Annotated in this window: 16 protein-coding genes; 7 read left to right on the forward strand and 9 right to left on the reverse strand. The window is 65.7% G+C overall.

What is annotated here, in order from left to right; translation table 11 throughout:
• The first annotated feature begins 4 nt into the window (after window positions 1–4).
• Window positions 5–457: an SET domain-containing protein gene (locus tag PCE31106_RS16285; RefSeq protein ID WP_017233866.1), complete on the forward strand. Its 453-nt coding sequence runs from the start codon at window positions 5–7 to the stop codon at window positions 455–457.
• A gap of 43 nt (window positions 458–500) precedes the next feature.
• Here the strand turns inward: PCE31106_RS16285 and PCE31106_RS16290 are convergent, their stop codons facing one another.
• On the reverse strand, window positions 501–806 hold the full coding sequence (locus PCE31106_RS16290; protein ID WP_017233865.1) for a 4a-hydroxytetrahydrobiopterin dehydratase: 306 nt from the start codon (window positions 804–806) through the stop codon (window positions 501–503).
• A gap of 289 nt (window positions 807–1,095) precedes the next feature.
• Window positions 1,096–1,941: a phenylalanine 4-monooxygenase gene (gene phhA, locus PCE31106_RS16295; protein ID WP_150563988.1), complete on the reverse strand. Its 846-nt coding sequence runs from the start codon at window positions 1,939–1,941 to the stop codon at window positions 1,096–1,098.
• Window positions 1,942–2,082: 141 nt separating this feature from the next.
• Between phhA and PCE31106_RS16300 the strand changes: the two genes are divergently transcribed.
• Complete coding sequence (locus tag PCE31106_RS16300) at window positions 2,083–2,574, forward strand: Lrp/AsnC family transcriptional regulator (protein ID WP_017233863.1); 492 nt, start codon at window positions 2,083–2,085, stop codon at window positions 2,572–2,574.
• Between the two features lie 149 nt (window positions 2,575–2,723).
• Here the strand turns inward: PCE31106_RS16300 and PCE31106_RS16305 are convergent, their stop codons facing one another.
• On the reverse strand, window positions 2,724–3,239 hold the full coding sequence (locus PCE31106_RS16305) for an FUSC family protein (protein ID WP_017233862.1): 516 nt from the start codon (window positions 3,237–3,239) through the stop codon (window positions 2,724–2,726).
• Window positions 3,240–3,435: 196 nt separating this feature from the next.
• On the opposite strand from PCE31106_RS16305, the gene PCE31106_RS16310 reads away from it, so the two are divergent.
• From PCE31106_RS16310 to PCE31106_RS16325, 4 genes are all read left to right on the forward strand, one after another.
• Window positions 3,436–9,468 carry an alpha-2-macroglobulin family protein gene (locus PCE31106_RS16310; RefSeq protein WP_150563989.1) on the forward strand — a complete coding sequence of 2,011 codons (6,033 nt, stop codon included), beginning with the start codon at window positions 3,436–3,438 and terminating at the stop codon, window positions 9,466–9,468.
• Window positions 9,469–9,490: 22 nt separating this feature from the next.
• Window positions 9,491–10,216, forward strand: a complete 726-nt coding sequence (locus PCE31106_RS16315) for a lysoplasmalogenase (RefSeq protein WP_150563990.1) — start codon at window positions 9,491–9,493, stop codon at window positions 10,214–10,216.
• Entirely contained in the window at window positions 10,200–12,476 is a 2,277-nt protein-coding gene (gene pbpC, locus PCE31106_RS16320; RefSeq protein ID WP_150563991.1) for a penicillin-binding protein 1C, read from the forward strand. Before PCE31106_RS16315 ends, pbpC begins: the two co-directional genes overlap by 17 nt.
• Window positions 12,477–12,636: 160 nt before the next feature.
• A complete protein-coding gene (locus PCE31106_RS16325) occupies window positions 12,637–13,608 on the forward strand; it encodes a delta(1)-pyrroline-2-carboxylate reductase family protein (protein ID WP_150563992.1) in 972 nt (323 codons plus the stop codon).
• Window positions 13,609–13,678: 70 nt separating this feature from the next.
• On the opposite strand, the gene PCE31106_RS16330 is transcribed toward PCE31106_RS16325, so the two are convergent.
• From PCE31106_RS16330 to PCE31106_RS16355, 6 genes are all read right to left on the reverse strand, one after another.
• Window positions 13,679–14,539: a heme ABC transporter ATP-binding protein gene (locus PCE31106_RS16330; protein ID WP_150563993.1), complete on the reverse strand. Its 861-nt coding sequence runs from the start codon at window positions 14,537–14,539 to the stop codon at window positions 13,679–13,681.
• A 37-nt stretch (window positions 14,540–14,576) separates the two neighbouring features.
• On the reverse strand, window positions 14,577–15,722 hold the full coding sequence (locus PCE31106_RS16335) for a FecCD family ABC transporter permease (RefSeq protein ID WP_174975238.1): 1,146 nt from the start codon (window positions 15,720–15,722) through the stop codon (window positions 14,577–14,579).
• A 50-nt stretch (window positions 15,723–15,772) separates the two neighbouring features.
• A complete protein-coding gene (locus PCE31106_RS16340; RefSeq protein ID WP_437343826.1) occupies window positions 15,773–16,606 on the reverse strand; it encodes a heme/hemin ABC transporter substrate-binding protein in 834 nt (277 codons plus the stop codon).
• A 92-nt stretch (window positions 16,607–16,698) separates the two neighbouring features.
• Window positions 16,699–17,826, reverse strand: coding sequence for a hemin-degrading factor (locus tag PCE31106_RS16345; protein WP_217425912.1), 1,128 nt, complete (start codon window positions 17,824–17,826; stop codon window positions 16,699–16,701).
• A 75-nt stretch (window positions 17,827–17,901) separates the two neighbouring features.
• Complete coding sequence (locus tag PCE31106_RS16350) at window positions 17,902–20,286, reverse strand: TonB-dependent hemoglobin/transferrin/lactoferrin family receptor (protein ID WP_150563996.1); 2,385 nt, start codon at window positions 20,284–20,286, stop codon at window positions 17,902–17,904.
• Window positions 20,287–20,589: 303 nt separating this feature from the next.
• A complete protein-coding gene (locus PCE31106_RS16355) occupies window positions 20,590–21,051 on the reverse strand; it encodes an Lrp/AsnC family transcriptional regulator (RefSeq protein WP_130027606.1) in 462 nt (153 codons plus the stop codon).
• A gap of 224 nt (window positions 21,052–21,275) precedes the next feature.
• Between PCE31106_RS16355 and PCE31106_RS16360 the strand changes: the two genes are divergently transcribed.
• Entirely contained in the window at window positions 21,276–24,893 is a 3,618-nt protein-coding gene (locus PCE31106_RS16360; protein ID WP_150563997.1) for an indolepyruvate ferredoxin oxidoreductase family protein, read from the forward strand.
• Window positions 24,894–24,960 lie beyond the last annotated feature (67 nt).

Here is a 24,960-nt window from a genome sequence, read left to right on the forward strand (position 1 = left end):
AGAGATGGCAGCCAAGCGCAGAATCGAAGTCAGGAAGTCCGGCGTCCACGGTAAGGGGGTGTACGCGCTCAAGCGTCTCAAGAAAGGGGATCGCGTGATCGAGTACAAGGGCGAGATCATTTCGTGGCGTGAGGCCTTGCGCCGCCATCCTCACGATCCGGCCCACCCGACGCACACCTTCTACTTCAGTCTGGAAGACGGACGGTGCATCGACGGCAAGGTCGACGGCAACAACGCCCGCTGGATCAACCACGCCTGCTCGCCCAACTGCGAAGCGCGTGAAGAGGGCGAACATGTCTATATCTATGCCGTGCGCGACATCGAGCCTGGCGAAGAGTTGTTTTACGACTACGGTCTGGTGATCGACGCGCGCTACACGGCAAAACTGAAACGCGAATACGCTTGCCACTGCGGTACCAAGGCGTGCCGTGGCACGCTGCTCGCACCGAAGCGCTGAACGCGTCGGGCGTTACCCGCGGCAGCAAGCGCGCAGCGGCAGGTCAGTTGGAGGCGCGATCGCCTGCGAACTGGTCGATGGCCACGGCCAGATCGACATCGCGTTGGGTCAGGCCGTCGGCGTCGTGCGTCGAGAGGGTGATGTCTACCCGGTTATAGACGTTGAACCACTCTGGATGGTGGTTCATCTTCTCGGCCTTGAGCGCGACCTGCGCCATGAAGCCGAAGGCCTCATTGAAGTCGTGGAATGTGAAGCTGCGCTGGATGGCGTCGCGTCCGACCACCTGGTGCCACTCTGGCAGCACTTCGGTCAGGCTGGCGCGTGCCTCGGAGGAGAGTCGTGTTGTCATGGCATTCCTTTCAAAGCGTTCAGTGCAAATCGGGCCAACGGGCATGCACCGACGCCGGCATGGCGTCAGTGATGGCTGCGTACGGTTGTCAGGAGGGTTGTCGGCTGGGCCGCACGCAGCGCCCACGAAGCGGCAGGGTTGCCGGTTCATGCGACCTATTGTTTCACAGGCGAGCTGGGCGTGTGCGTGAGCCCTGTCCTATAACGCGAAGGGTCGGGACATAAGACCGGGCGCCAGGAGGCGTCGAACGACAGGCCGCGGCGCGACCCGGGGCCTGCCAGACGGTGCATCATGCCGGCAACAGGATAGGCGTGTCGTCGGGATGGCGGGCGTTGGCCTCGAATGCCGGCTGCTCGGCAAACGTCTTGAACAGCGTGGGCAGGTCGGCACGCATGGCGTCGAACAGTTGGGCGAAGTCGTCGATCACGAAGTACGTCTGCTGGAATGTGTCGATGCGGTATTGCGTGCGCAGTACCCGCTCGAGCGAAAATCCGAGCCGATTCGGCGCGCGCGAGGTCAGCGAGAAGTCGGTTTCGCCGCGGCTCGAGACAATTCCGGCGCCATAGATGCGCAGGCCGTCGCCGTCGCGCATCAGGCCGAATTCGACGGTGTACCAGTACAGGCGGGCGAGCAACGGGAGTGCCCCCAGCGATTGCGCGACCTTGCCGGCTTTGCCGTAGGCTTGCATGAAATCGGCGAACACCGGATTGGCGAGCAGCGGCACGTGACCGAAGACGTCGTGAAAGCAGTCGGGCTCTTGCAGGTAGTCGAGCTGGTCGGGACGGCGCATCCACCACGTCGCCGGGAAGCGGCGGTTTGCGAGATGCTCGAAAAAGACGTCGTCCGGCACGAGTCCGGGTACGGCAACGACCTGCCAGCCGGTCGCCGCCATCAGTTTTTCGTTCAGGTGTTCGAACTCCGGCACGCGACGCGCGTCCATGTCGAGGGCGCGAATGCCGTCCATGAACGCATCGCAGACCCGGCCCGGCAGCATCGCCGTTTGACGTTCGTAGAGTTGCTGCCACACCGCGTGATCGACCGCGCCGTATTGATCGACGGGTTGTTCAATGGTGAAGTCGGGCCGGGTCGTGAGACCGGCATCGAATTGCTCTCGGAGCATGGCAGTAAGGGACATGATGCGAACGACTCAATCAGGCAGTGACAGTGATTGAAAGTGTAGTGCGCATGGCATGCGAAATGGGCGCATAATGCGCCTGTGGTGAAAGTCGTTTGCATAAATTTCGCATAAAAATGTGAATTATTGCGGAGAATCGTCATGCTTGTTCTGGATCACTTCGATTTGGCTCTTCTGGACGCGTTGCAGAAGGAGGGGCGTGCCACGCACCATCAGTTGGCGGAGCACGTGGCGCTTTCCGCGTCGCAGATAGGCCGCCGCCTGCAGCGGCTCGAGGCTGAAGGCGTTATCGAGGGATATCGTGTGGTGCTGCGACCCGAGGCGTTGGGTCTGGCCGTGACGGCATTCACGACGTTGCGTCTGCAACATCATGGCGATCAGGTCATCGAACGTTTTCAGGCGGAAATCGATCTGTTGCCCGAAGTGCTCGAGTGTCACGCGGTGGTTGGCGAGGCGGATTACCTGCTGCGCATCGTGGTGCCGGACCTGAATGCCCTGTCGGCCTTCGTCATGAAGCGGCTGATGCAGGTGCCGGGCGTGGAGAACGTGCGCTCGAACATCGTGCTCAGCGCTTTCAAGCGCAGCAATGCGCTGCCGCTGCACTATCTGGCGAACCGACAATCGTCTCGCTGAGCGGGTGCGGCGCCACGCTGCCTCGCATCGCTATTTTCCCGCCCTTTGCCGGATGTCCCGGCATGTCCCTGCGCGCTTGGGGCAGGCGTTCGCTTGTCCGATCGATGGATCGGACGGCAAGCCGTTTGCGCGGCCTTATGTTCGACGGCTCAGTCAGTAGGCATCAACCAGGGCTTCACGTAGCGCCCATAGATTAGCGACTGAATGAGCGCGACAGTGGAGCCGATCAGCACTTCGATCACGCGCAACATGGCGAGGCTGAGCTCCTGATGCAGCCCTTGCCCCTGTCCGCTCAACGCTGCCGACATCAGGATGACCACCGTGGCCGGGCCCAGACGCCAATTGGCCGGATAGTTCTGCACCAGCATTGCAGCCAGCGTGGCCAGCGTGATGCCCACAAGCATGGCCGCCAGCCCGGGCCCGAAGACGAGCAAGACGATGCAAGCGATGACGGCCCCGGTGATCGTGTTGATCGAGCGCGCCTTGAAGTTGCTGCGCGCCTGCATCGGGTCCGGTTCGGTCACGATGATGAGCGAGATCATTGCCCAATAAGGCTCTGGAAAGCCTGCCGCCCGCAGGCCGAACCAGACGATCAGCGAGCCGCTAAGAATCTTCACCAGATAGACCAGTGCGTTCTTCTTGGGGTGGAGAATGGCTAGAGACATGACGCGCCCACGTTGCGAACATGGAAAGGTGCCAGTGTGACATAGGCGAATCCTGGAACCCAACCCAGAAGATTCCGCCTTGGTCGAGCGGCCGATCCGAAATGCGGTTTCCCGATGTGCATGGGAAGGGAAACGGTTCGAAATGCCAACGACTGCGGGGTAGAATCGCCTGACCAGAACTCGGGAGGAGACCGGCATGCAAAGCCGAACGCAACGCGTCTGGCCGGCCGCGCCGTGGGTGTGGGCGGTGCTGTGTCTTGGTGGGTTCGCCGCGTCGCCCGTGCAGGCGGCGCGCGTCACGAGCGTCAGTCCGCAAGGCGAGGTCGCGAGTGTGGACCAGGTCGTCGTGAAGTTCGACGAAGCCATGGTGCCGGCGGGCGATCCGCGCGCGCAGGCGCCAGCCGCCGTGAAGTGCTCCGACACGTCGCTCGCAGGCGAGGGCCATTGGCTCGAACCGAAGATCTGGGTCTACGATTTCAAGTCGTCGCTGCCGCCGGGTGCGAAATGCTCGGTGGAGCTGCGCGGCGGGTTGTCCGCCGTCTCGGGCGCCGCGCTGTCGGGCACCACGCGTTACGCGTTCAACACGGGCGGCCCGGCCGTCACGGCCATCCGTCCGTCGTACGGTCCCATCGACGAAAACCAGATCTTCATCCTTACGCTCAATGGCGCGGCGCAGCCCGCCAGTGTGATTCAACACGCCTGGTGCGAGACGGAAGGGGTTGGGGAACGCATCGGCGTGAAGGGAATCGAGGGCGACACGCGTTCGGCGTTGCTCAAGCGTTTCAGTCTGGAGAAGCAGGCCGCGCGTGTCGTCATGCTGCAATGCAACCGAACGCTTGCGGCGGGCGCCAAGATGCATCTGGTGTGGGGCGCGGGTATCACCACGCCATCGGGCGTGCCAACGAAGCAGGCGCGACGTTTTGAATACGATGTGCGTGAACCGTTCACGGCCAGTTTCAGTTGCGAGCGCGAGAACGCGAACGCGCCCTGCACGCCGTTGCGGCCACTGCGTCTGACGTTCAACTCGCCCGTTGCGCGCGACATGGCGGCCAAGATTCGTCTGCATGGCGCGGGTGCCGAACGGTCGCCGGCGTTCAGCGATTCGGATCGCACGTCCAGTGTGAGCGATGTCACTTTCAACGCGCCGTTCCCCGAGAAGGCCGAGCTGACGATCTCGCTGCCGAAAGGATTTACGGACGACAGTGGCCGAGCGCTCGACAACGCAGGCGAATTCCCGTTGAAGACGAAGACGGCGACGATGCCGCCGCTGGCCAAGTTCGCGGCCGCGCCGTTCGGCATTGTGGAGCGCTTTGCCGAGCCCGGCATGCCGCCGATGCTGCCGGTCACGCTGCGCAAGGTCGAGCCCGCGCTGCAGATCAACGGGCTGGGCGTGGCTGGCGAGGCTGCAAAGACCGGCGGGGGCGGCGAGAGCGGACGCACCCTGCAACTGCGGGTCGACGACGACGCCGAGGTCATGAACTGGATGTCGCGCGTGCGCCGATTCGACGAAACGACGATGACCCGCAAGCAGATTGCGCAGGAGATGCCGTCGATTCTTACGGCCCCAGCGGCCAATGTGGCGTTCGGGCCGAATGCCGCGGTGATCGTCGAGGACAAGATCACGCGTTATGACACGCGCAGCCTGTCGTTGCTGTCCGGATGGCCTGGCGTCCAGGCGTTGACCCTGCCCGTGCCCAAGGAGAAAGATCCGCGCCCGTTCGAAGTGGTCGGCATTCCATTCCAGAAGCCCGGCTTTTATGTCGTGGAGTTGGCCTCGCCATCGCTCGGGGCGGCCCTGTTGGGCAAGTCGTTGCCGATGTACGTACGCACGACGGTGCTCGTCACCAATCTTGGGGTGCATTTCAAGATGGGCCGCGAGAATTCCATTGCGTGGGTGACGACGCTGGACAAAGGCCAGCCGGTGGCCAATGCGAAGGTGCGAGTGCTCGATTGCGATGGCAGCGAAGTGGCGAGCGCCGTGACCGACAAGACGGGCGTGGCGAAGATCGACAAGTCGCTCGAGCGATACCGGTACTGCGAGAAGTCGATGCGCTCGGGGTACTTCGTGGTCGCCCGCACGCAGGGGAACGATCCCGACATGGCGTTCGTGTCTTCCGACTGGGATCGCGGCATCGAGCCCTGGCGGTTTCATGTGCCGACCGACGGTGGCAGCAGTCCCACCGTGCGCGCGCAAACGGTATTCGACCGCGTGCTGTTCCGCGTTGGCGAAACGGTGTCGATGAAGCACTTCATCCGTCAGGAAACGATGCAGGGGCTGGTGTTGCCCGCGAGTCTGCCGTCGCAATTGACGATCACCCATGAGGGTTCCGGACAAACCTACACGCAGCCCATCAAGTGGCGCAACGGAAGGCTCGCCGAAAACACTTTCCAGATTCCGCAGGGCGCGAAGCTTGGCGAGTACGCGGTGACGCTCGACTACACGGAGGCGGATTCGCGTCCGAAGTCGTATCCCTCATCGCTCGACGCGGGGCATTTCCGCGTGGAGGCTTTCCGGCTGCCGGTGCTGGCCGGATCGATTAGTGTGCGCGATGCCGCGAAGTCACCGCTCATCAACAAGACCGAAGCCCCGGTAAATGTGCAGGTGAACTACGTGGCGGGTGGCCCGGCGGGCAACTTGCCGGTGCGCGTCTCGGCGTTGTTGCGCGTGCGAGACATGACCTTCGACGGGTACGACGATTTCAGCTTCACGCCGTACCGTCCGCCGTCGGCGCAGTCGGGGGCCGATGACGGGGATCAGGGCAATGACGAGAGTGCGGGAGCGAGCGATCAGAAGCTGGTCGCCGACAAGCAGCGGCTTGTGCTCGACAGAAACGGTGCAGGTAATCTGACGCTCAAGGACTTGCCCAAGGTCGACCGTCCAAGCGATCTCGTGCTCGAGGCGAGCTTCGCGGATCCGAACGGCGAAATTCAGACGCTTCGGGGCAATGCCACGTTGTGGCCCGCGAATCTCATCACAGGCGTGCGCAGCGAGAGCTGGGTGTCGGTGACCCACAAGCTTCCGGTGAAGGCGCTCGCGCTTGATTTGCAGGGCAAGCCGAAGGCCGGGGTGGCGATGGACGTGCGCGCCGAGGCGCGGATGACCACCAGCAGTCGCAAGCGCATGGTGGGGGGGTTCTATGCGTACGACAACCACACCGAGGTCAAGGATCTCGGCACGGTGTGCAGCGGCAAGACGGACGAGCGCGGTTTGCTGGCGTGCGACGTTTCGCTCTCGCAGCCGGGCGAAATTACGCTCGTGGCACAGGCCAAGGACGACAAGGGCAATCTGAGTACGTCGACAACGAGCGTGTGGGTGACGGGACGCGGCGAGGTCTGGTTCGGCGGTGACAATACCGACCGGATGGATGTGCTGCCGGAGCGCCGGGCCTACGAGCCGGGCGAGACGGCCAAGCTTCAGGTGCGCATGCCGTTCCGCTCGGCAACGGCGCTCGTCGCGATCGAGCGCGAAGGCGTGATCCAGACGCGCACGATGGAGATCTCCGGCAAGGACCCCAGCATTTCGCTCAAGGTCGAACCCACCTGGGGCCCCAACGTTTACGTGTCGGTGCTCGCGGTGCGCGGTCGAATCCATGAAGTGCCCTGGTACTCGTTCTTCCAATGGGGCTGGAAGCAGCCGCTGGAATGGTTCCGGGCGTTTTGGTACGAGGGCCGGGAGTATCAGGCCCCGACGGGGCTGGTGGATCTGGGCAAACCGGCCTATCGCTTCGGCTTGACCGAGTTGCGTGTGGGCACGGCGGGGCAGCGTCTTGGCGTGGAAGTAAAGCCGGACGCGGCGACGTACCCGGTGCGCGGTCATGCCAAGGTGCGCATCAAAGTCACGCAGCCGGACGGCAAGCCGGTCGTGGCCGGCACCGAGGTTGCCGTTGCGGCCGTCGACGAGGCGCTGCTGGAGCTGGCGCCGAACACCAGTTGGAATCTGCTCGATGCCATGTGGCAGCGTCGCAGCTACGGCGTGACGACGGCCACCGCACAGATGGAGATCATCGGACGCCGCCACTACGGTCGCAAGGCCGTACCGGCGGGCGGCGGCGGCGGCAAGAGTCCGACGCGCGAGCTGTTCGACACTCTGCTGCTCTGGCAACCGCGCGTCGTGCTCGACGACAAGGGCGAGGCGAGTGTGGACGTGCCGCTGGGCGACGCGCTGTCCAGTTTCCGCATCGTGGCCGTGGCCGATGATGGCAGGCCCGGTGCGCAGGCGCTTGGCTGGTTCGGCACCGGGACGGCGACCATTCGCACCACGCAGGACCTGCAATTGATCTCGGGTTTGCCGCCGCTGGTGCGCGAGGGCGACATGTATCGTGCCCAGTTCACCGTGCGCAATACCACGCAACATGCAATGCAGGTGCAGTTGATCGCACGCGCCACGCAACTGACCCTGGCACCGCAACGGGTTGACGTGCCGGCCGGCGAATCGCGTGAAGTGACGTGGGACGTGACGGCGCCTGCCGGACTGGCGGACACGCGTGCCCAACGCGTGTTGTGGGAAGTCAGCGCACAGGCACTGGCGACGGGCACGGCGCCCGCCGCGAGCGATGCCATCAAGGTCGGGCAGGATATTCAGCCGTCGTTGCCTGCGAGCGTCCAGCAGTCGGTGCTCACGCAGGTCGAAGGCAGTCTGACGCTGCCCATGGCACCGCCAGCGGGCGCGGTGGCAGACAGCACCGGAAAGTTGCGCGGCGGGGTTCGCATCAGCCTGCAACCGCGTCTGTCGCAGGGATTGCCGGGAGTGAAGCGCTGGTTCGAGGTCTATCCGTACGGTTGCCTGGAGCAACTGGCGTCGAAGGCGATCGGCATGCGCGACACTGCGCAGTGGAAACGGGTGATGGGCACGCTGCCGTCGTATCTCGACGACGACGGGCTGGCGAGCTACTTCCCGCCGCAAGAGGGTTTTGCGAATCAGGGCAGCGATACGCTCACTGCCTATCTGCTGGCCGTAAGCAGCGAAGCGAAGGCGCTCGACCCAGGCTATGCGTTGCCGGACGACACGCTGGCACGCATGGAGGACGGACTGACGGCGTTCGTCGAAGGGCGTCTCACGCGCCGCTTCTGGGCCCCGCGTGACGACCTGACGTTGCGCAAGCTGAGCGCCATCGAAGCGTTGTCCCGGTACGGTCGGGCAAGCGCACGCATGCTGAGTTCGCTCACCCTAGCGCCGAACGATTGGCCGACGTCTGCGGTCATCGACTGGTACGCGATCCTGCAGCGCCTGCCCGACGCGCCACAGCGTGCCGAGCGCATGGCGCAGGCCGAGCAGATCCTGCGGGCGCGTCTGTCATATCAGGGAACACGTGTGGGTTTCTCCACGCAGGCAAGCGACGGGCTCTGGTGGCTGATGGTCGGCCCCGAGACTAACGCGGCGCGGCTGGCGTTGCTGATGAACGCGAACCCGGCATGGAAGGACGAGATGCCGCGTCTCGTGATCGGCCTGCTGGGACTGCAGTCGCGCGGGGCCTGGTCGACGACCACGGCGAACGTCTGGGGCGGTTTGGCCGTGGATCGATTCTCGGCACGATTCGAGCGCGACACGCCGACGGGACACACGGCCATTCAGTGGCAGCGCGACAACCAGACGAGCGGCAGCGTGCAAACCGTCGACTGGGACAAGCTCAAGGCGGGCACCGTGCCGCCGGCCGTCTCGTTGCCATGGTTGAGCAACGCGGCTGCCGCAAAGGACAGCGCGCGCGATGTATTGCGCCTGGACCAGACGGGCGTCGGCAAGCCTTGGGCAACGATCCAGAGCCTGGCCGCCGTTCCGCTCAAGGCGCCGTTCTCCGCCGGCTATCGCGTGACGCGCAGTGTTCAAGTGCAGGACGCCGCCGATCGTTCGGGAGATCGCTTCGTGCGTGGTGCGGTATTGCGCGTGCGTCTGGATATCGACGCGCAGGCCGACATGCGCTGGGTCGTGGTGAGCGATCCGCTGCCTGGCGGGGCGACAGTGCTGGGTGGCGGGCTTGGACGCGATTCGGTCATCGCCACGCAAGGCGAGAAGAGCGAAGGCGCCACGCCGGCTTTCGAGGAGCGCGCGCAGGACACCTATCGTGCCTACTACGATTACCTGCCGAAGGGGCAGCATCGGATCGAGTACACGGTGCGTCTGAACAACGTCGGCACGTTCGCGACACCGCCAACGCGGGTCGAGGCGATGTACGAACCGGCGATGTACGGCGAGACGCCTAACGCGCCGGTGCAAGTGGTGCCGGCGAAGTAATGACGAATGGGGGCGCACTGTCATGACGTCGAACTTCTTTGACCCGGCGGCGGCGCTGCCACGAGAGGCGCGCCGCTTCTGGTGGCTGGCCGCGATTGCGGGCGCCGCCTATGCGTTGGCGTTGCGCGGCGCACCTTATGCCGACCAGGGCATTGCCAAGGTGCTGTTGTGTGCATTGTTGTTGTTCGCGGCGCTTTACCACCGGGTGCCGCGCGAGCGGGTGTGGCTTTGCGCGGCGCTGATCTTGTCGGGCGCGGGTGACGTGCTGCTCGCCTCGCCGACCTTGGCGCAAGGTTTCATTCTGGGCCTGGGCGCGTTCCTGCTGGCCCATCTCACATATTTCGTGTTGTTCTGGCGCTTGCGGTGCCCCTGGGCGAAGGTGCCCGGTTGGCATCGCGTCGCCATCGTGCTGGTGTGGGCGGCGGCGGCGCTGGCGTACGCGATGTACTGGCCGGGAATGGGGGAACTCAAGGCACCAGTGGCGTGCTACGTGATCGTGCTGGCGATGATGGCCTCGGCGGCGCTGCTGGCCGACCTGCCGAGCGAATGGGCCGCCGTCGGCGCGCTGCTTTTCACGGTCTCGGACGCGCTCATCGGCACCACGCGCTTCGTGGGCCCCATCATGGCGCAGGAGTACGCCATCTGGATTCTTTACGCACTCGCGCAACTGATGCTCGCGGCCGGCATCCTGGCAGTGCGTCCCGCGGATTTGTCGCAACCGGGTGAGACGCATGTGCGCCGTGATTGAACATCGGGGCTGGGGCGTTGGCCGTCAGGTCGTGTTGAGCGTTGCGCTGACGCTCGGGGCATTTCTGTCCCCGGCACCCGCGCGCGCCGTCCCGTCGTTTGACGAGGTGCATCGTGACTGGCGCGCGTCGGACTGGATCCTGCTGGATCGTCGCGGCGAACCCTTGCAGCGCCTGCGGGCCGACATGCAGGCGCAACGCGGCGACTGGGTAACGCTCGCCGATGTCTCGCCCGCTTTTCGCGAGGCGTTGATCGTTTCCGAGGACAAGCGCTTTTACGAGCACAGTGGCGTCGATTGGCGCGGCGTGGCCGCCGCCGCGTGGGGCAACCTCTGGCACACGCGCACGCGCGGCGCCTCCACGCTGACGATGCAGTTGGCGGGGCTGCTCGACGACGATCTGCGACCGAGTACCCGCAATCGATCCGTTTCGCAGAAGATCGGTCAGGCGGCAACGGCGTTGTGGCTGGAGCAGCGCTGGCGTAAGGATCAGATTCTCGAGGCCTATCTGAACCTCGTGCCGTTTCGGGGCGAGCTCGTCGGCATCTCGGCCGTCTCGCAAACGCTGTTCGGCAAGTTCCCCAGCGGACTCGACGCGCGCGAATCGGCGTTGGCCGTTGCGCTGCTGCGCGCGCCGAACGCGCCCGCCGCGCGCGTGGCGCAGCGCGCCTGCGGCATTCTGCGTGACATGAGGCAGGCGTCTGACTGCAACGGCCTCGATGGCTACGCGCAACTCGTGTTTTCGCGACCGGCAAGCGTCATGACGACGCGCGATGCCGTTGGCCTTGCACCGCATTTCGCGCGTCGAGTGTTCAGCGCGAGTCGTCCGCCCGCGGGCACGCGAATTGTCAGCACGCTGGACGCAAATCTCCAGCGCATGGCGGTGACCACCTTGCAGCAGACGCTGCGCGAGCTGGGCACGCCGGGACGTTCGCGCAACGTGCAGGACGGGGCCATTGTCGTCATCGATAACGCAAGCGGCGACATTCTCGCGTGGGTTGGTTCCTCCGGGCCATTGTCGTCGGCGGCGCAGGTCGATGGCGTCACGTCGCTGCGACAGGCCGGCTCGACACTCAAGCCATTTCTCTACGCCCAGGCGATTGCGGAGCATCGTCTGACGGCAGCGTCGCTCCTCGACGATTCACCCATCGATCTGCCCACGGGGGGCGGTCTGTACATTCCGCAGAACTACGATCATCACTTCAAGGGGTGGATCAGCGCGCGTACGGCGCTGGCCTCGTCGCTGAACGTGCCGGCCGTGCGCACGCTCGTGATGGTCACACCGCGCAGGTTCGCCCAGACGCTCGTGTCACTCGGCTTGCCGCTCACGCAAAGCGGCGACTTCTACGGCTACAGTCTTGCGCTTGGCAGCGCCGACGTGACACTGCTCACGCTCGCGAATGCCTATCGCGCGCTCGCCAACGGAGGCACCGCCAGCGGCGTGAACGAGCGCATGCCGGCGTCGGTACGCCCGCGCGCGGGTGACGTCACGAAAGCGCGCGCGAGAGAGGTAACGCCCACGACCGTCTTTTCGCCGCAGGTCAGTTTCATCGTCTCTGACATGATCGCCGACCGGCAGGCGCGCACCCGCACGTTCGGGCTCGACAGCCCGCTCTCGACGCGCTACTGGACCGCCGTGAAGACGGGCACCAGCAAGGACATGCGCGACAACTGGGCCGTAGGGTATTCGCGGCACTATACGGTCGGGGTGTGGGTGGGCAATGCCGACGGTGCTCCGATGTGGGACGTCTCCGGGGTGTCGGGAGCCGCACCGATCTGGCATCGCCTCATGGACTATCTGCATCGACGCACGGCGAGCCTGCCGCCCACGCCGCCGCCCGGACTTGAGCATGTTGCGGTGCAGTACGCCGAGCGCGTTGAACCTGCACGCGACGAGTGGTTCCTTCGCGGAACGTCGCAGCGCACAATCGTGCTTTCCTCGCTCGCGACGAAAGCGCCCGGCGGACCGCTCTGGCGAATTGCCGGGCCGCCCGACGGCACGATCGTGGCGCTCGACCCGGATATTCCGCCGGCGAACCAGCGTCTGTGGTTCCAGGTGGCGGCCGCCTGGCCGAAGGGGGCGGCATGGCGGCTCGACGGCAAGCCGCTTGCGGGCCGTGCGCGTGTGGGGTGGCTGCCGTGGCCGGGGCGTCACACGCTCGAACTCGTCGATGCTGCCGGAGCAACGCGTGACCGCGTGCACTTCGAAGTGCGCGGTGCGACGCTCGACGATGGCAAGCGCATGCGCAATGCGAGTCGCTGAGCGCATGTGCGCTGCATCGCGAATAATTTTTGATGCGGCAGACGCGTTCACGCGATGCAGGCTACACTCGAATCAGACCTGCCAATGCGTGACGCAATGTGACGGCGACGAGCGCGCCGCCGCCCGACAATGACGCACGCCCCGGCGCGGAGACCCATCGATGATCACGCTGGACGCGCATCAAACCGCACAGTTGTTGCCGTACCCTCAGTTGGCCGACGGCATCGAGGCCATGCTCATGGAGATGCGCGCGGGCACCGCGCGCGCGCCCGCGCGTCTGCATTTCGCGTTGACCGAACCGGAGCGCGGCCGCCGTGGCGGTGTGCTGCTGGTGATGCCCGCCGCCAATCGCGATGTCGCGATGACCAAGCACATCACCGTGCATCCGGAGAATTGCCGTGCGGGAAAGCCTTCCATCATCGGTGAGGTGATGGTGTTCGATCCGCATACCGGAGAGCGATTAATGTTGCTCGACGGGCCCACCATCACCGGTCGACGCACGGCCGCCGTGACGCTGTTCGCCGCCCGCAAGTTCGCGCCGCGCCCCAAGGGACCGGTGTTGATCGTCGGGGCCGGCGTGCAGGCGAGGGCGCACCTGGAAGCGTTTGCCGCAGGCATGGGCACGCGGCACTTCATGATCTTTTCACGCAGCGCGGAGCGCGCCCACGCGCTCGCGGAACATGCCGCTACGCTTGGTGTGGAAGCGACCGTGGTCGACGCGGTGGAGCCTGTGCTGAACACCGTGAGCATCGTGATTGCCGCGACCACCAGCAGCGAGCCTGTGCTGCCCGATAGCGACGTGCTGCGCTGGCGCGACGACATCTTCGTCGCGGGCGTCGGTGCGTTCCGTCCGGACATGCGCGAGCTGCCGCCGCAGTTGTGTCGCGACGCCGCCGTGCGCGGCACGCTCGTCGTCGATACCTGGGAGGTCAAGCACGAAGCCGGCGATCTGCTGCATGCGGCCATCGACTGGGGACGTGCCGCACCGTTGCTCGACGCCATCATCACCCCCGATCGCTTCCGTTCGAGCGGGCCGGTGATTTTCAAGAGCGTGGGCTACGCCCTGTGGGATCTCGCCGCCGTCTTGTGCGCACGCGCGAATCTCGCAAAGGACGGCGTGCCCGCTGCCTGAGCGGTCTGACGCCGTTGGGATGAACGGGGTTGGGCCCAGGTCGCGCCGACGCGTGAACCGCGTGGCGTGTTCACGCGGGCAATGCGAAGGGCACGCCTGCGAATGCGTCTTTGAGCCTTGGATAGCCGGGCAATGTCTCAGGCGTCATCACGTGCACCGGCAAGCCGAGTGTTGCCTCGATGAGGTCGGCGCGCATCACGTCGCGAGGTATCCCTTCTGCAAGAATGCGTCCGTTGGCTAGCAACGCCATACGGTCCGCGTGACGCGCCGCGAGGTTGACGTCGTGCACGATGGCCATCGCACCGAAGCCCCACGTTGCGGCAAGCTCGCGCGTGAGCGAGAGCAGGTGATGCTGATGCGCCAGGTCGAGCGCCGCCGTCGGTTCGTCCAGCAGCAGATAGCGCGGCACCGACGGGGCCGAAGCCTCGTCGTCGGGCCATAGCTGCGCAAGGACTCGTGCAAACTGCACTCGCGCCCATTCCCCGCCAGACAAGGTCATCACGTCACGCTGCCGTAGCGGCAGCGCCCCCGCGCGTTCCAGCGCGAGCGTCGCGATTTCCGTATCGCTCGCGACGGTCTTGCCGGAGGCGTCCCGTCTGTGCGATTTCGGGTAGGGCAGACGCCCCATCGCCACGATATCAAGCGCGCTGAACGGAAACGCCAACTGCGCCGTTTGCGGCAGCACGGCACGCAAGCGAGCCAACGCCGCCGGGGCGTATTGCGCGAGCGGCGCACCGTTGAGCGTGATGTCGCCGCGCATGTGCGTGCGCGTGGGCAGCGGATCGCCGGCCATCGCCTTGAGCAGCGTGCTCTTGCCCGCGCCGTTGCGGCCAAGCAGCACCAGCAGTTCGCCGGGACGGATGTCGAGCGACAGGCCGTCGAGCACGGGCGAATCGGTGTGGGCAATCGTGAGGTCGTGTGCACTGAGCATGGCGATGTCCTGTTCTATCAGACCGGATCGATGAGCGTCACAGCCCAAACTGTCCGCGGCGTCGCCACAGCAGCATCAGGAAGAACGGCGCGCCGAGCAGTGCCGTGAGAATGCCCAACGGTAACTCGGCTGGCGCCACCCAGGTGCGCGCGACCAGATCGGCAAGCAACGTCAGGATCGCACCGAAGAGCGCGGCTGCCGGGAGCACGGCGCGCGGGTCGGGCCCGACGACCAGCCGCACGATATGCGGTGCGATCAGGCCGATGAATCCGATCATGCCGCTCGACGCGACCAGCGCACCGATGCACAGCGCGCATGCCACCATCACTCGACGCTTGACCGACTGCACGGCGACGCCCAGATGCAACGCCTCCGCTTCGCCCAGCAACAAGGCGTTCAGCGAGCGGCACTGTGTGGCGAGCGCGACCATCCCCAGCGCGACCGGCCATACGATTACGCCGAGCATCGGCCATTGCGCGCCGCCGAGACTGCCGAGCGTCCAGAAGGTGAGCGTGCGCAACTGCGTATCGTCGGCGAGGTAGGTGAGCAAACCGATGGCCGCCCCCGAGACGGCATTGATCGCAATGCCGGCGAGCAACAGCAACGGCAGGGCGAGGCGACCGCGTCCCGCGGCCAGACGGTAGACGAGCGTGGTGACGCCAAGCGCACCGACGAACGCCGCCACCGGCAGCAGCCACGGGCCAAGCGACGCCGCGAGCGTCGCCGGAAGCAGAAGACCGCCGAGGACGATCACCCCTGCAGCGCCCAACGCCGCACCGCTGGCCACGCCGATCAGTCCGGGGTCGGCGAGCGGGTTGCGGAAGAGGGCCTGCAACGCGGCGCCGGCGGCGCCGAAGCCCGCGCCGACCAGGATACCGAGCACGATGCGCGGCAGGCGAATCTGCAACATGACGTTGCGTGCCTGGTCCTGCGCGAAGTCCCCTGTGGCGCCCCGGAACAGCACAGCAATCGCTTCTCCGGGCGCGATGCGATAGGCCCCGCCGCACAGCGCAGCGAGCACCGCGACGGCGAGCAAGGCGGCCAGTGCCGTCATGACGCACCATCGTGGCGGGCGGCGTCGCACCGTGCCGGTGTGATGCAGTGTGGCGGCAACGGTCGTGGGCCGTCCCGCTTCAGAGGGGCGTGATGGCAACGACTTTGGTAGCGCAGGCGCGGCTGGCATAGTTTCGTTTACGGGCGAATGGCGGATTTCGGGATAGCCTTGGCGCATGGTCAAACGGTGTGCACGCGCAGCGCGAGATCGGCAACCGCCAGCGGCAGTCGCGGACCGAAGCCGAGCAGATACAGCGCATCGAAGCTCAGCACGCGTTTGGCGCGTCCCGCGGGTGTGTTCGCGAGCCCCGGTTGTGCGAGCAGCGTTACCGCGGGATCGGCGGGCGATGGCCCGGTCGTGGTCGTGAGCAGCACGTCGGGCTGGGCCGCGACGGCCGCTTCCGCCGTCAGCGGCCGGTAGCCGGTGAAGCCACGCAACGCATTCTCCGCACCGGCGTAGGCGAGCATGGCGTGCGCCGCCGTGTCTTGCCCCGCCACCATCACCTGGTTGCCCATGTGGCCGAGGATGAACAGCACGCGCGGGCGGCGCGCGATGCCATACCGCTGTTCGACGTCGTCGCGAACGCGCAGCCAGTCGGCGGTAAAGCGGTCCGCCACACGTGCGCCGTCCTTGGGCACGCGCAGAGCGGTAGCAACGGCGCGAATGTTGTCGAGCACTCGCTCGGCGGTATAGCCGTGTACGAAGCGCTCGACCGGCACGCCCGCCGCCGCGATCTGCGACAGCACATTGGGCGGACCCGCTTCCGCGCCCGCGAGCAGCAGGTCGGGACGCAGCGAGAGCACGCCTTCCGCCGACAAGGTGCGCAGGTACCCGATCTTGGGCAGCCGGGTGGCCGCTTCCGGATACAGGCTCGTCAGATCGTTGGCGATCACGCGATCCTGCGCACCGAGCGCGTAGACGATTTCGGTGAGTGCGCCGCCTGCGACCACGACGCGCTTCGGCCCGCCTCGCCCAGGCGCCTCAGGCGTCGTTGCGTTGGCCTGCGCCGTCATGACTCGCGCGCCCAGCCACGCGCCGGCTGCCAGCGCAGCGCTCCTGGTCAACAGCGCGCGCCGCGAGGCCCCGCGTGTGTCGATCGGGCGGTTCACGTCGAAGTCTCCATGACGCCTTGTGCGTCTTGCGCGTGCGACGCATGCCTCACTCGAGCGAGCGTCTCGCGCCAATCGTCGCGCTCGGCCTGCCCGGGCTTGCGCTCACCAAAGAACATGGCGATCACCATGCCCGAGGCATCGAGCAGTTCCAGCGAGGTGACGATGCCATCTGCCGTGGGCTTGCGCACGACCCAGGCCGAGTCGACGAGGTCTTCACGCAGATGCAGGTTGAAGCCCGGGTCGAGCACATTGACCCACGGACCCATGACGCGAATCGTCGTGACCGGCCCCGTGTGGATCTGGATCATGCCCGCGTTGCCGACGAACACCATGATCGGCAGGGCGGTGCCGGCGGCATCGTCGAGCAACGCGCGCACCGATGCCGCCCTCACGCGCTGCGCATGACCTTCGGGGGCGAGACGCAACGCTTGGGCGCGCGACACCCGGTGCCGCTTGAGCAGTTCGAAGAACTGATGGGTGTCGGTCATGGCCAGCCAGTCACGCTGGAAGGCGGCGGCGTCGATGTCGGCGTCGGGCGTCTCGGCCTTCGGGGCGTCGGCAGCGACGACGTGCTGACCCGGCGTCTGGTCGCTCGCGCGAAAGCGGGCGACGAGGGCGTCATACGCAAGCGCGTCGCTGTGATCGCGCAGGAACATCTTGTGCACGGCAGTGCCGGTCTTGTCGAAGAATTGCAACGAGCGGCGGGGGCCTTTCTCCGTCGGCGTTTCGACGGCATACCCGAACGCCCATTGGTGATAGAAGACGCGCAGGTCGAGGTCTTTGCCGAGCCCCAGGCCAATGGTGCCCGTGTGCGAGAGCTTCTCGTACTGGCCGTCCTTTTCGTGAACCGCGGCGTTGTTGCGCGTGAGCGCCATCACGCGCCCCAGCGCGGGCAACGCTTCGACGATCTCGATGAACTCGGGACGCAGCCTCACGACGTGCTCGCCGACGAACGCCGCGACCGTCTCGCCTTCGGAGACGCCCAGGGCGGCGGCGGCGTCGCGATCGCGCAGGTTCCGTTCGGTCTTGACGCGGTGGAAGTCGCTGCGCAGACGGGTGACGTCGGCGAGCGCGGGGAACGCCGGGCGGGCGGCGGGAGTAGCGGTTTGCGTGTTCATCATGGCGATTCCTTGGTGGCGGGGGTTGCGTTCGTTGCGTGATGGCAGGTGCGCCGTTGCGAGTCTCGAGCCGTCGAATCAGTACTGAAGCTTCAGGCTCACGGCCACGCTGCGGCCCGGTGCCGAATACGCGTCCTTGAGCGTTGAGCTATCGGCGAGGCCGCGCACGTCCGACCAGTTCCAGGCCTTGCGGTCGAACACGTTGTAGATGCCGGCGTAGAGCGTCGCGGACTTGTTGAGGCGATAGCCGCCCGACAGGTCGAGTACGACCGACGACGGCGGCGCCCAGCAGGTCTGGTTCTGCTGCGTGCCCGAGGTGCAGGTTTTCGCGATCTGGCTTTGTGCCTTCGCGGCCTGAAAGAGCAGGTCGGCTTGCGCGAACCACGTCGTGTTCGGCTCGTAGCGCACGCCGAGCACCATCGAGAACGGATTGACGGTGTTGAGCGGCTGGGTGGCGGCGCCGTTGTTTTGCGTCGTGCCGTGTGTGTAGGCCATCGCCGTGCGCAGCGTCACGCCGCCCTGGAGCGCCCACGTGGCGCGGCCCTCCCAGCCCTGGATGCGGGCACGGCTGTAGTTCACGTACTGATAGATGAGCGGATCGCTCGGGCGGCCCGAGCCGCTGATGTTCTGCTGCGAGATGAAATTGCGGTAGTTGCCGGCGAAGACGGCGGTGCTGTAGGTGACGGGGCCGAGCGTGGTGGCGAGGCGTCCGCGCAACCCCAGCTCTAACGTGTCGCTCGTCTCGGGCTTGAGGTTCGGGTTCGCGATCGACATGTAACCGAAGATCGGATTCGAGAAGCCGTTGTTGACCTGATCGGGCGTTGGCGTGCGGAAGCCGCGTGCGTACTGCACGTACGGAATCAGCGAAGGGGCGATCTCGTACATGACCGCCAGGCGCGGAGAGAACGCGCCATCGTTCGACGAAGTCGGTTGAACGCGCGCGCCGGAGGCCGTCTGCGACACATACAGCGGATCGTTCTGCTTCGGCGAGAGCCAGTAGGCGTCGTACCGAATGCCCGGCGTGACGCTCAGCGCGCCGTAGCGGATCTCGTCCTGCGCGAAGGCGCCGAACAGTGTGTAGTCGGTGTCCGGGAACGCCTTGTTGGGGAACGACTCGCCCATGCCGGGCACGGTGCCGTTGCGATAGCTGGTGATGTACGCGAGGCTCGCGTCGGCGCCGTACACGAACTTGTGCGCGAGCGGGCCGGTCGTGAAGTGGCTTTCCGCTTGCACGGCGCCGCCGACGGTGCGCTCCTTGTACGTGTTGTCGCGCGTGCGATCGCCCGCCGTGCGTTGCTCGTACGCGAACTGGCTGTTTTTCGCGTCCTGGAAGTACAGCAGCGCGTGCGCGTTCTGGACATAGGCCTGCGACGCGTCGTTGAAGTCGTAATCGAGGCTGACGCGGTTGCGTTCCAGACGATCGCTCGTGGTCAGACCCAGCGTCGTGGGCGGATTGATGGCCGACAGAACGCTCGCGTCCACCCGACGGCGCACGGTCTCGCCCGTGAGCTTGAACGTCGAGCGGGGCGTGGCCTTGAAGACCAGTTTGCCGAGCACGGAGTCGCCGTTGCTGTCCTGCGGGTTGGCCGTTGTGCGCGACGTGCTGGCCGAGTTGTTGGTGCCCTTGCCGTCGAGTTCGTGGCCCTTGTTGCCGTCGACGATCACCATGCCCTGCCACTGCTCGCCGCCCCACGCGGCCTGGGCGGTCGTGCCGAAACTGCGGTCTATCGAGTTGTAGTAGGGACGCAGAGAGAAGTAGGTCGACTTGCCGAAGACATCAAGCAGGTCTTGCGGATCCTTGGTGAGGAAGTTGACGACGCCGGTGAGCCCGTCGCTGCCGTAGAGCGAAGAGGCGGGGCCGCGCAGGATTTCGATGCGGCGCAGCACGTCCATGCTCATGTAATCACCGCGACCCGCTTCGAGCGGACCGAACGCATAGCCGGACGGCATGCGGATGCCGTCTTCGAAGAGCGCCACGCGGTTGCCTTCGAGGCCACGAATGTTGATGCTCGAATTGCCGTCGCGACCGCCGCCGGCGGCCGCCGATGCGGGTCGATACGGTGCACGGCGCACCGTGACGCCTGGCTCGTAGCGCAGGGCCTCCTTGATGTCTTGCGCTTGTTGTTCTTCGAGATCCTGATCGGTAATGACCGAAATCGACGCCGGGGTTCGATCCGCTTCGGTCGGCGTGCGCGTCGCCGTGACGTTCACCTCCCGCAGATTGGCTTCAGCGAGCTGCAAGGGCGTGTTGGGCGAGGCTTGCGCGAGTTGAAGCGTCTCAACCGACTGGGCCGAGCCCGTGCTCGAGGCCGGTTGCGCGAAGACCGCGGGCGACCAGAACGCAGCAAGCACCGCCCCTGCGAGCGGGCGAAGACGCCATCGACGCGCACGATCGCGTTGCAAATCTTCGGATCGGATCGAGCCGTGGGTGCCGAATTTCCGGCCACCCCGGCGCGTTGACATGACAATAGCGCGGCCCCCGCCGCTTGACGACTGCTTCACTGCTGGCTCCCAGAGCAAGAAAACCCCGTTGCTGGCTGGCAAGCGCTCGTGGCAATCGTCGTGTTCCGTGTGTCGTTATCGAGGCTCGGGAACACGCCGGCAGGCGCGGCTGGCGAAAGATCTCACGTCCTGCGGCCGGATAGGTTCGGCCTTGAGACGAAGATGTTAATAAGAATCATTTGCATTGTTGACGAAGAACGACCGACGCGTCAAGGGGCGAGGTGACGCGATGTCAATGAATGGGAAGGGGATGAAAGCCGCGCGTCAGATCGGCAGGCTCGTATCGAACTTGATTTCACGCAGCACGACGCTGGTCTTGACGTTGGCCACCGCGGGCAGACGGAAGATGTGTTCGTGCAGGAACGCGTCGTAGGCCTTGATGTCGGGCGCCACGATTTTGAGGATGTAGTCGGCTTCGCCCGTGGTGCTGTAGCACTCCGTCACTTCCGGGCAGGTGCGGATTTCGCGCTCGAACTGCTCCGTGCCGCCCTCCGTATGGCGGGTGAGTTGCACGTGGGCCAGGGCGCACACGTGCAGGCCGAGCTTTTCCCGATCGAGCAGCACCGTGTAGCGCTGGATCACGCCGCTTTGCTCCATGTCCTTGATGCGCCTCCAGCACGGAGTTGCCGACAACCCCACGTTATCCGACAGCTCCTGCGCCGAGCGGCGCGAGTCGATCTGCAACAGTCGCAGAATCTGGCGCGCAAAATTATCGAGTAATTCCATTTCTCAAAACCGCCATCTACGAAATGAACGTTTCTTATTGTGCGCCAAATGGAGTGAAATAGTAAAAATCTTTCTCGTGCCTCCCCATACACTGCTTGCATACCGATGCGTGGCCGCTCGATGCGGTCGGAACGTCGAGACGAACAGAACAAATGCCCCCGAAGCACGGCCGATGACGCCGTCAGATCGATCTGACGCAGGCCGCGGGGATCAGGAGAGACACAATGAATGCCCCCATGCGCGCCGCCCTCGCGACGCCGACGGCCAATCCCCTGGCCCATCCCGATTACCAGCTCTCCGACGCGCTCGCGGCCAGTCGCGGTCAGATTTTCCTCACCGGCACGCAGGCGCTCGTGCGCATCCTGCTGATGCAGCATCAGCTCGACGCCGCGCGCGGCCTGAACACCGCGGGCTTCATCAGCGGCTATCGCGGCTCGCCGCTCGGCGGGGTGGATCAGCAGTTGTGGAAGGCGAAGAAGCTGCTCGATGCGGCCAACGTCAAGTTCCTGCCGGCGATCAACGAAGAGTTGGGCGGTACCGCCGTCATGGGCACGCAACGCGTGGAAGCCGACCCGGAGCGCACCGTCGAGGGTGTGTTCGGCATGTGGTACGGCAAGGGGCCGGGCGTGGATCGCGCGGGCGATGCACTCAAGCACGGTAACGCTTACGGGGCGTCGCGCCACGGTGGCGTGGTTGTGGTGGCGGGCGACGACCACGGTTGCGTGTCGTCGTCGATGCCGCATCAGAGCGACTTTACGATGATGTCGTGGAGCATGCCCGTGCTCAATCCGGCCGACATCGGCGAACTCGTCGAATTCGGTCTCTACGGTTATGCGCTGTCGCGCTTCTCGGGCGCCTGGGCTGGCTTGAAGGCCATCTCCGAGACGGTCGAATCGCGCGGCACCGTCGATCTCGACAAGATCCGCACCGACTGGGTCGAGCCGTCGGACTACGTTGCGCCTGCGGGTGGCCTGCACAACCGCTGGCCCGATCTGCCGAGCCTGGCGCTCGAAGCGCGTCTGGCGGACAAGCTCGACGCCGTGCGCGCCTTTTCGCGCGTGAACAGCATCGACAAGTGGATTGCCCCGGCCCCGGACGCCGACATCGGTATCGTGACGTGCGGCAAGGCACATCTCGACCTGATGGAGACGCTGCGCCGCCTGGACATCACCGTCGACGATCTTGCCGCGGCCGGTGTGCGCATCTACAAGGTCGGCCTGTCGTTCCCGCTCGACATGTCGCGCCTGGACACCTTTGTCGCTGGCCTGAAGGAAATCCTCGTGATCGAGGAGAAGGGCCCAGTCGTTGAACAGCAGATCAAGCAATACCTGTACAACCGCACGACGGGCACGCGCCCGAGCGTGCTCGGCAAGACCGACGCCGAGGGCCGCGTGCTGCTCTCCGCGCTGGGCGAGTTGCGGCCGTCGCGCGTGTTGCCGGTGTTCGCCGAGTGGCTGGCGAAGCATCGCCCGGCGCTGGATCGTCGTGAGCGTGTGGTCGATCTCGTGGCGCACGACATCCTGTCGAACGCCGCCGACGGCGTGCGCCGCGTGCCGTATTTCTGCTCGGGTTGCCCGCACAACACGTCGACGAAGGTGCCCGAAGGCTCCGTCGCGCAGGCCGGCATCGGGTGTCACTTCATGGCGTCGTGGATGGATCGCGACACCACGGGGTTGATCCAGATGGGCGGCGAGGGCGTGGACTGGGCCGCGCACTCGCACTTCACCAAGCGTGCGCACGTCTTCCAGAATCTGGGCGACGGCACGTACTTCCACTCGGGTCTGCTCGCGATTCGCCAGGCCGTGGCCTCGAAGGCGAACATCACCTACAAGATTCTCTACAACGACGCCGTGGCGATGACGGGTGGCCAGCCGGTCGACGGTTCGATTTCGGTGCCGCAGATCGCGCGTCAGGTCGAAGCCGAGGGCATTGCGAAACTTGTCGTGGTGAGCGACGAGCCGGAGAAGTACATCGGCCACGAAGGCCAGTTCCCGAAGGGCACGACGTTCCATCACCGTAGCGAACTCGACGCCGTGCAGCGCGAGTTGCGCGAGATCGCGGGCACGACCGTGCTCATCTACGATCAGACGTGCGCGGCCGAGAAGCGTCGTCGTCGGAAGAAAAACGAATTCCCGAATCCGGATCGGCGTCTGTTCATCAACGAGGCGGTTTGCGAGGGCTGCGGCGATTGCGGCGTGGCATCGAATTGTCTGTCGGTCGAGCCGGTGGAAACGGCACTGGGGCGCAAGCGTCGCATCGATCAGTCGTCGTGCAACAAGGACTTCTCCTGCGTGAACGGCTTCTGCCCGAGCTTCGTGTCGGTCAAGGGCGCGCAGTTGAAGAAGGCGCTCGCCGCCGCCTTCGATCAGGCGGCCTTCGAAGGGCGTCTGAACGCGCTGCCGCAGCCGACCGCGCTCGCCGGCGATGCACCGTTCGACATCATGGTCACGGGCGTGGGCGGCACCGGCGTGGTGACGATCGGTGCGCTCATCACGATGGCAGCGCATCTGGAAGGCAAGAGCGCGTCGGTGCTCGACTTCATGGGTTTCGCGCAGAAGGGCGGCGCGGTGCTGTCGTTCGTGCGCTTCGCCAACACGCCGCAAGCACTCAACCAGGTGCGTATCGACACGCAGCAGGCCGACGTGCTGCTCGCGTGCGACATGGTCGTGGGGGCCAGTGCGGATGCGCTGCAAACCGTGCGACGCGACCGCACGCGCGTGGTGGTCAACACGCATGCGATTCCGAACGCGACGTTCGTGCAGAACCCCGACGCGAATCTTCACGCCGACGCGCTGCTCGAGAAGATGCGTCATGCGGCAGGTAGCGACAAGCTCGACGCGTGCGACGCTCAGGCGCTCGCCCAGCGTTTCCTCGGCGACACGATGGGCGCGAACATCATCATGCTCGGCTTTGCGTGGCAGCTGGGGCTGGTACCAGTGTCGCTGCATGCACTGCAACGTGCGATCGAACTGAACAACGTGGCGGTGCCGATGAACCAGCTCGCGCTGGCGATCGGCCGGCTGGCGGCGGGGGATCCGACGGCGCTGACGCAGACGACGGCCAAGGCCACGCCGACGCCGGTGCATGCCCCGGTCGCCGACGACATGGCGTTCGACGAGCTCGTTGCGCATCGCATGACATTGCTGACGCAGTACCAGAGCGCGGCGTATGCGACGCAGTTCGCCGCGTTCGTGAAGCGGGTGGCCGATGCGGAAACGCGCGTGGCGGGGGCGCCTGGCCGCTTGTCGCGCGCCGTGGCGCAGCAGCTCTCGCGCCTGATGGCCTACAAGGACGAGTACGAAGTGGCGCGCCTGTATGCGCAAACGGCGTTCGCCGACGCGTTGGGCGAGGCCTTCGAGGGCAAGCCGGGACGCGACTTCCGTGTCGAGTTCCATATGGCGCCGCCGCTGATTGCACGCGGCAAGGACGGTGCGGTGCCGAAGAAGGTGACCATCGGGCCGTGGCTGTGGCCGGTGTTGCGCGGCATGGCGAGGCTGCGTGGTTTGCGCGGCGGTGCGCTCGACGTCTTCGGTTACACGCTGGAGCGCCGCATGGAGCGTCAGTTGATCGCGGACTATCGCACGACGTTGGAGCGCGCGTTGGCGGGCCTTTCGGCCGACACGTTGGCTGACGTGATCGCGCTGGCCGAAGCACCGGCGAAGATTCGCGGCTATGGTCATGTGAAGCTGGCGAACCTGGCGATGGTCAAGCGCGTCGAGGCCACGATCGCGGGACGGCTGAACGTGACACCCGCGACGAGCGACGCCGTCGAGCAGGCGCTGGCGCACGCACGCAGCAGCGGCAAGTCGCTCAAGGGCATTCCGGTGGTGACGGCGCGCTAATCGAGACATACCCGTTTGCACCGGCGTTGACGTATCCAGGCGGGGGCTTCGGCCCCCGTTTTTTTCT

Source organism: Pandoraea cepalis (genome assembly GCF_902459665.1).
Lineage (GTDB): Bacteria > Pseudomonadota > Gammaproteobacteria > Burkholderiales > Burkholderiaceae > Pandoraea > Pandoraea cepalis.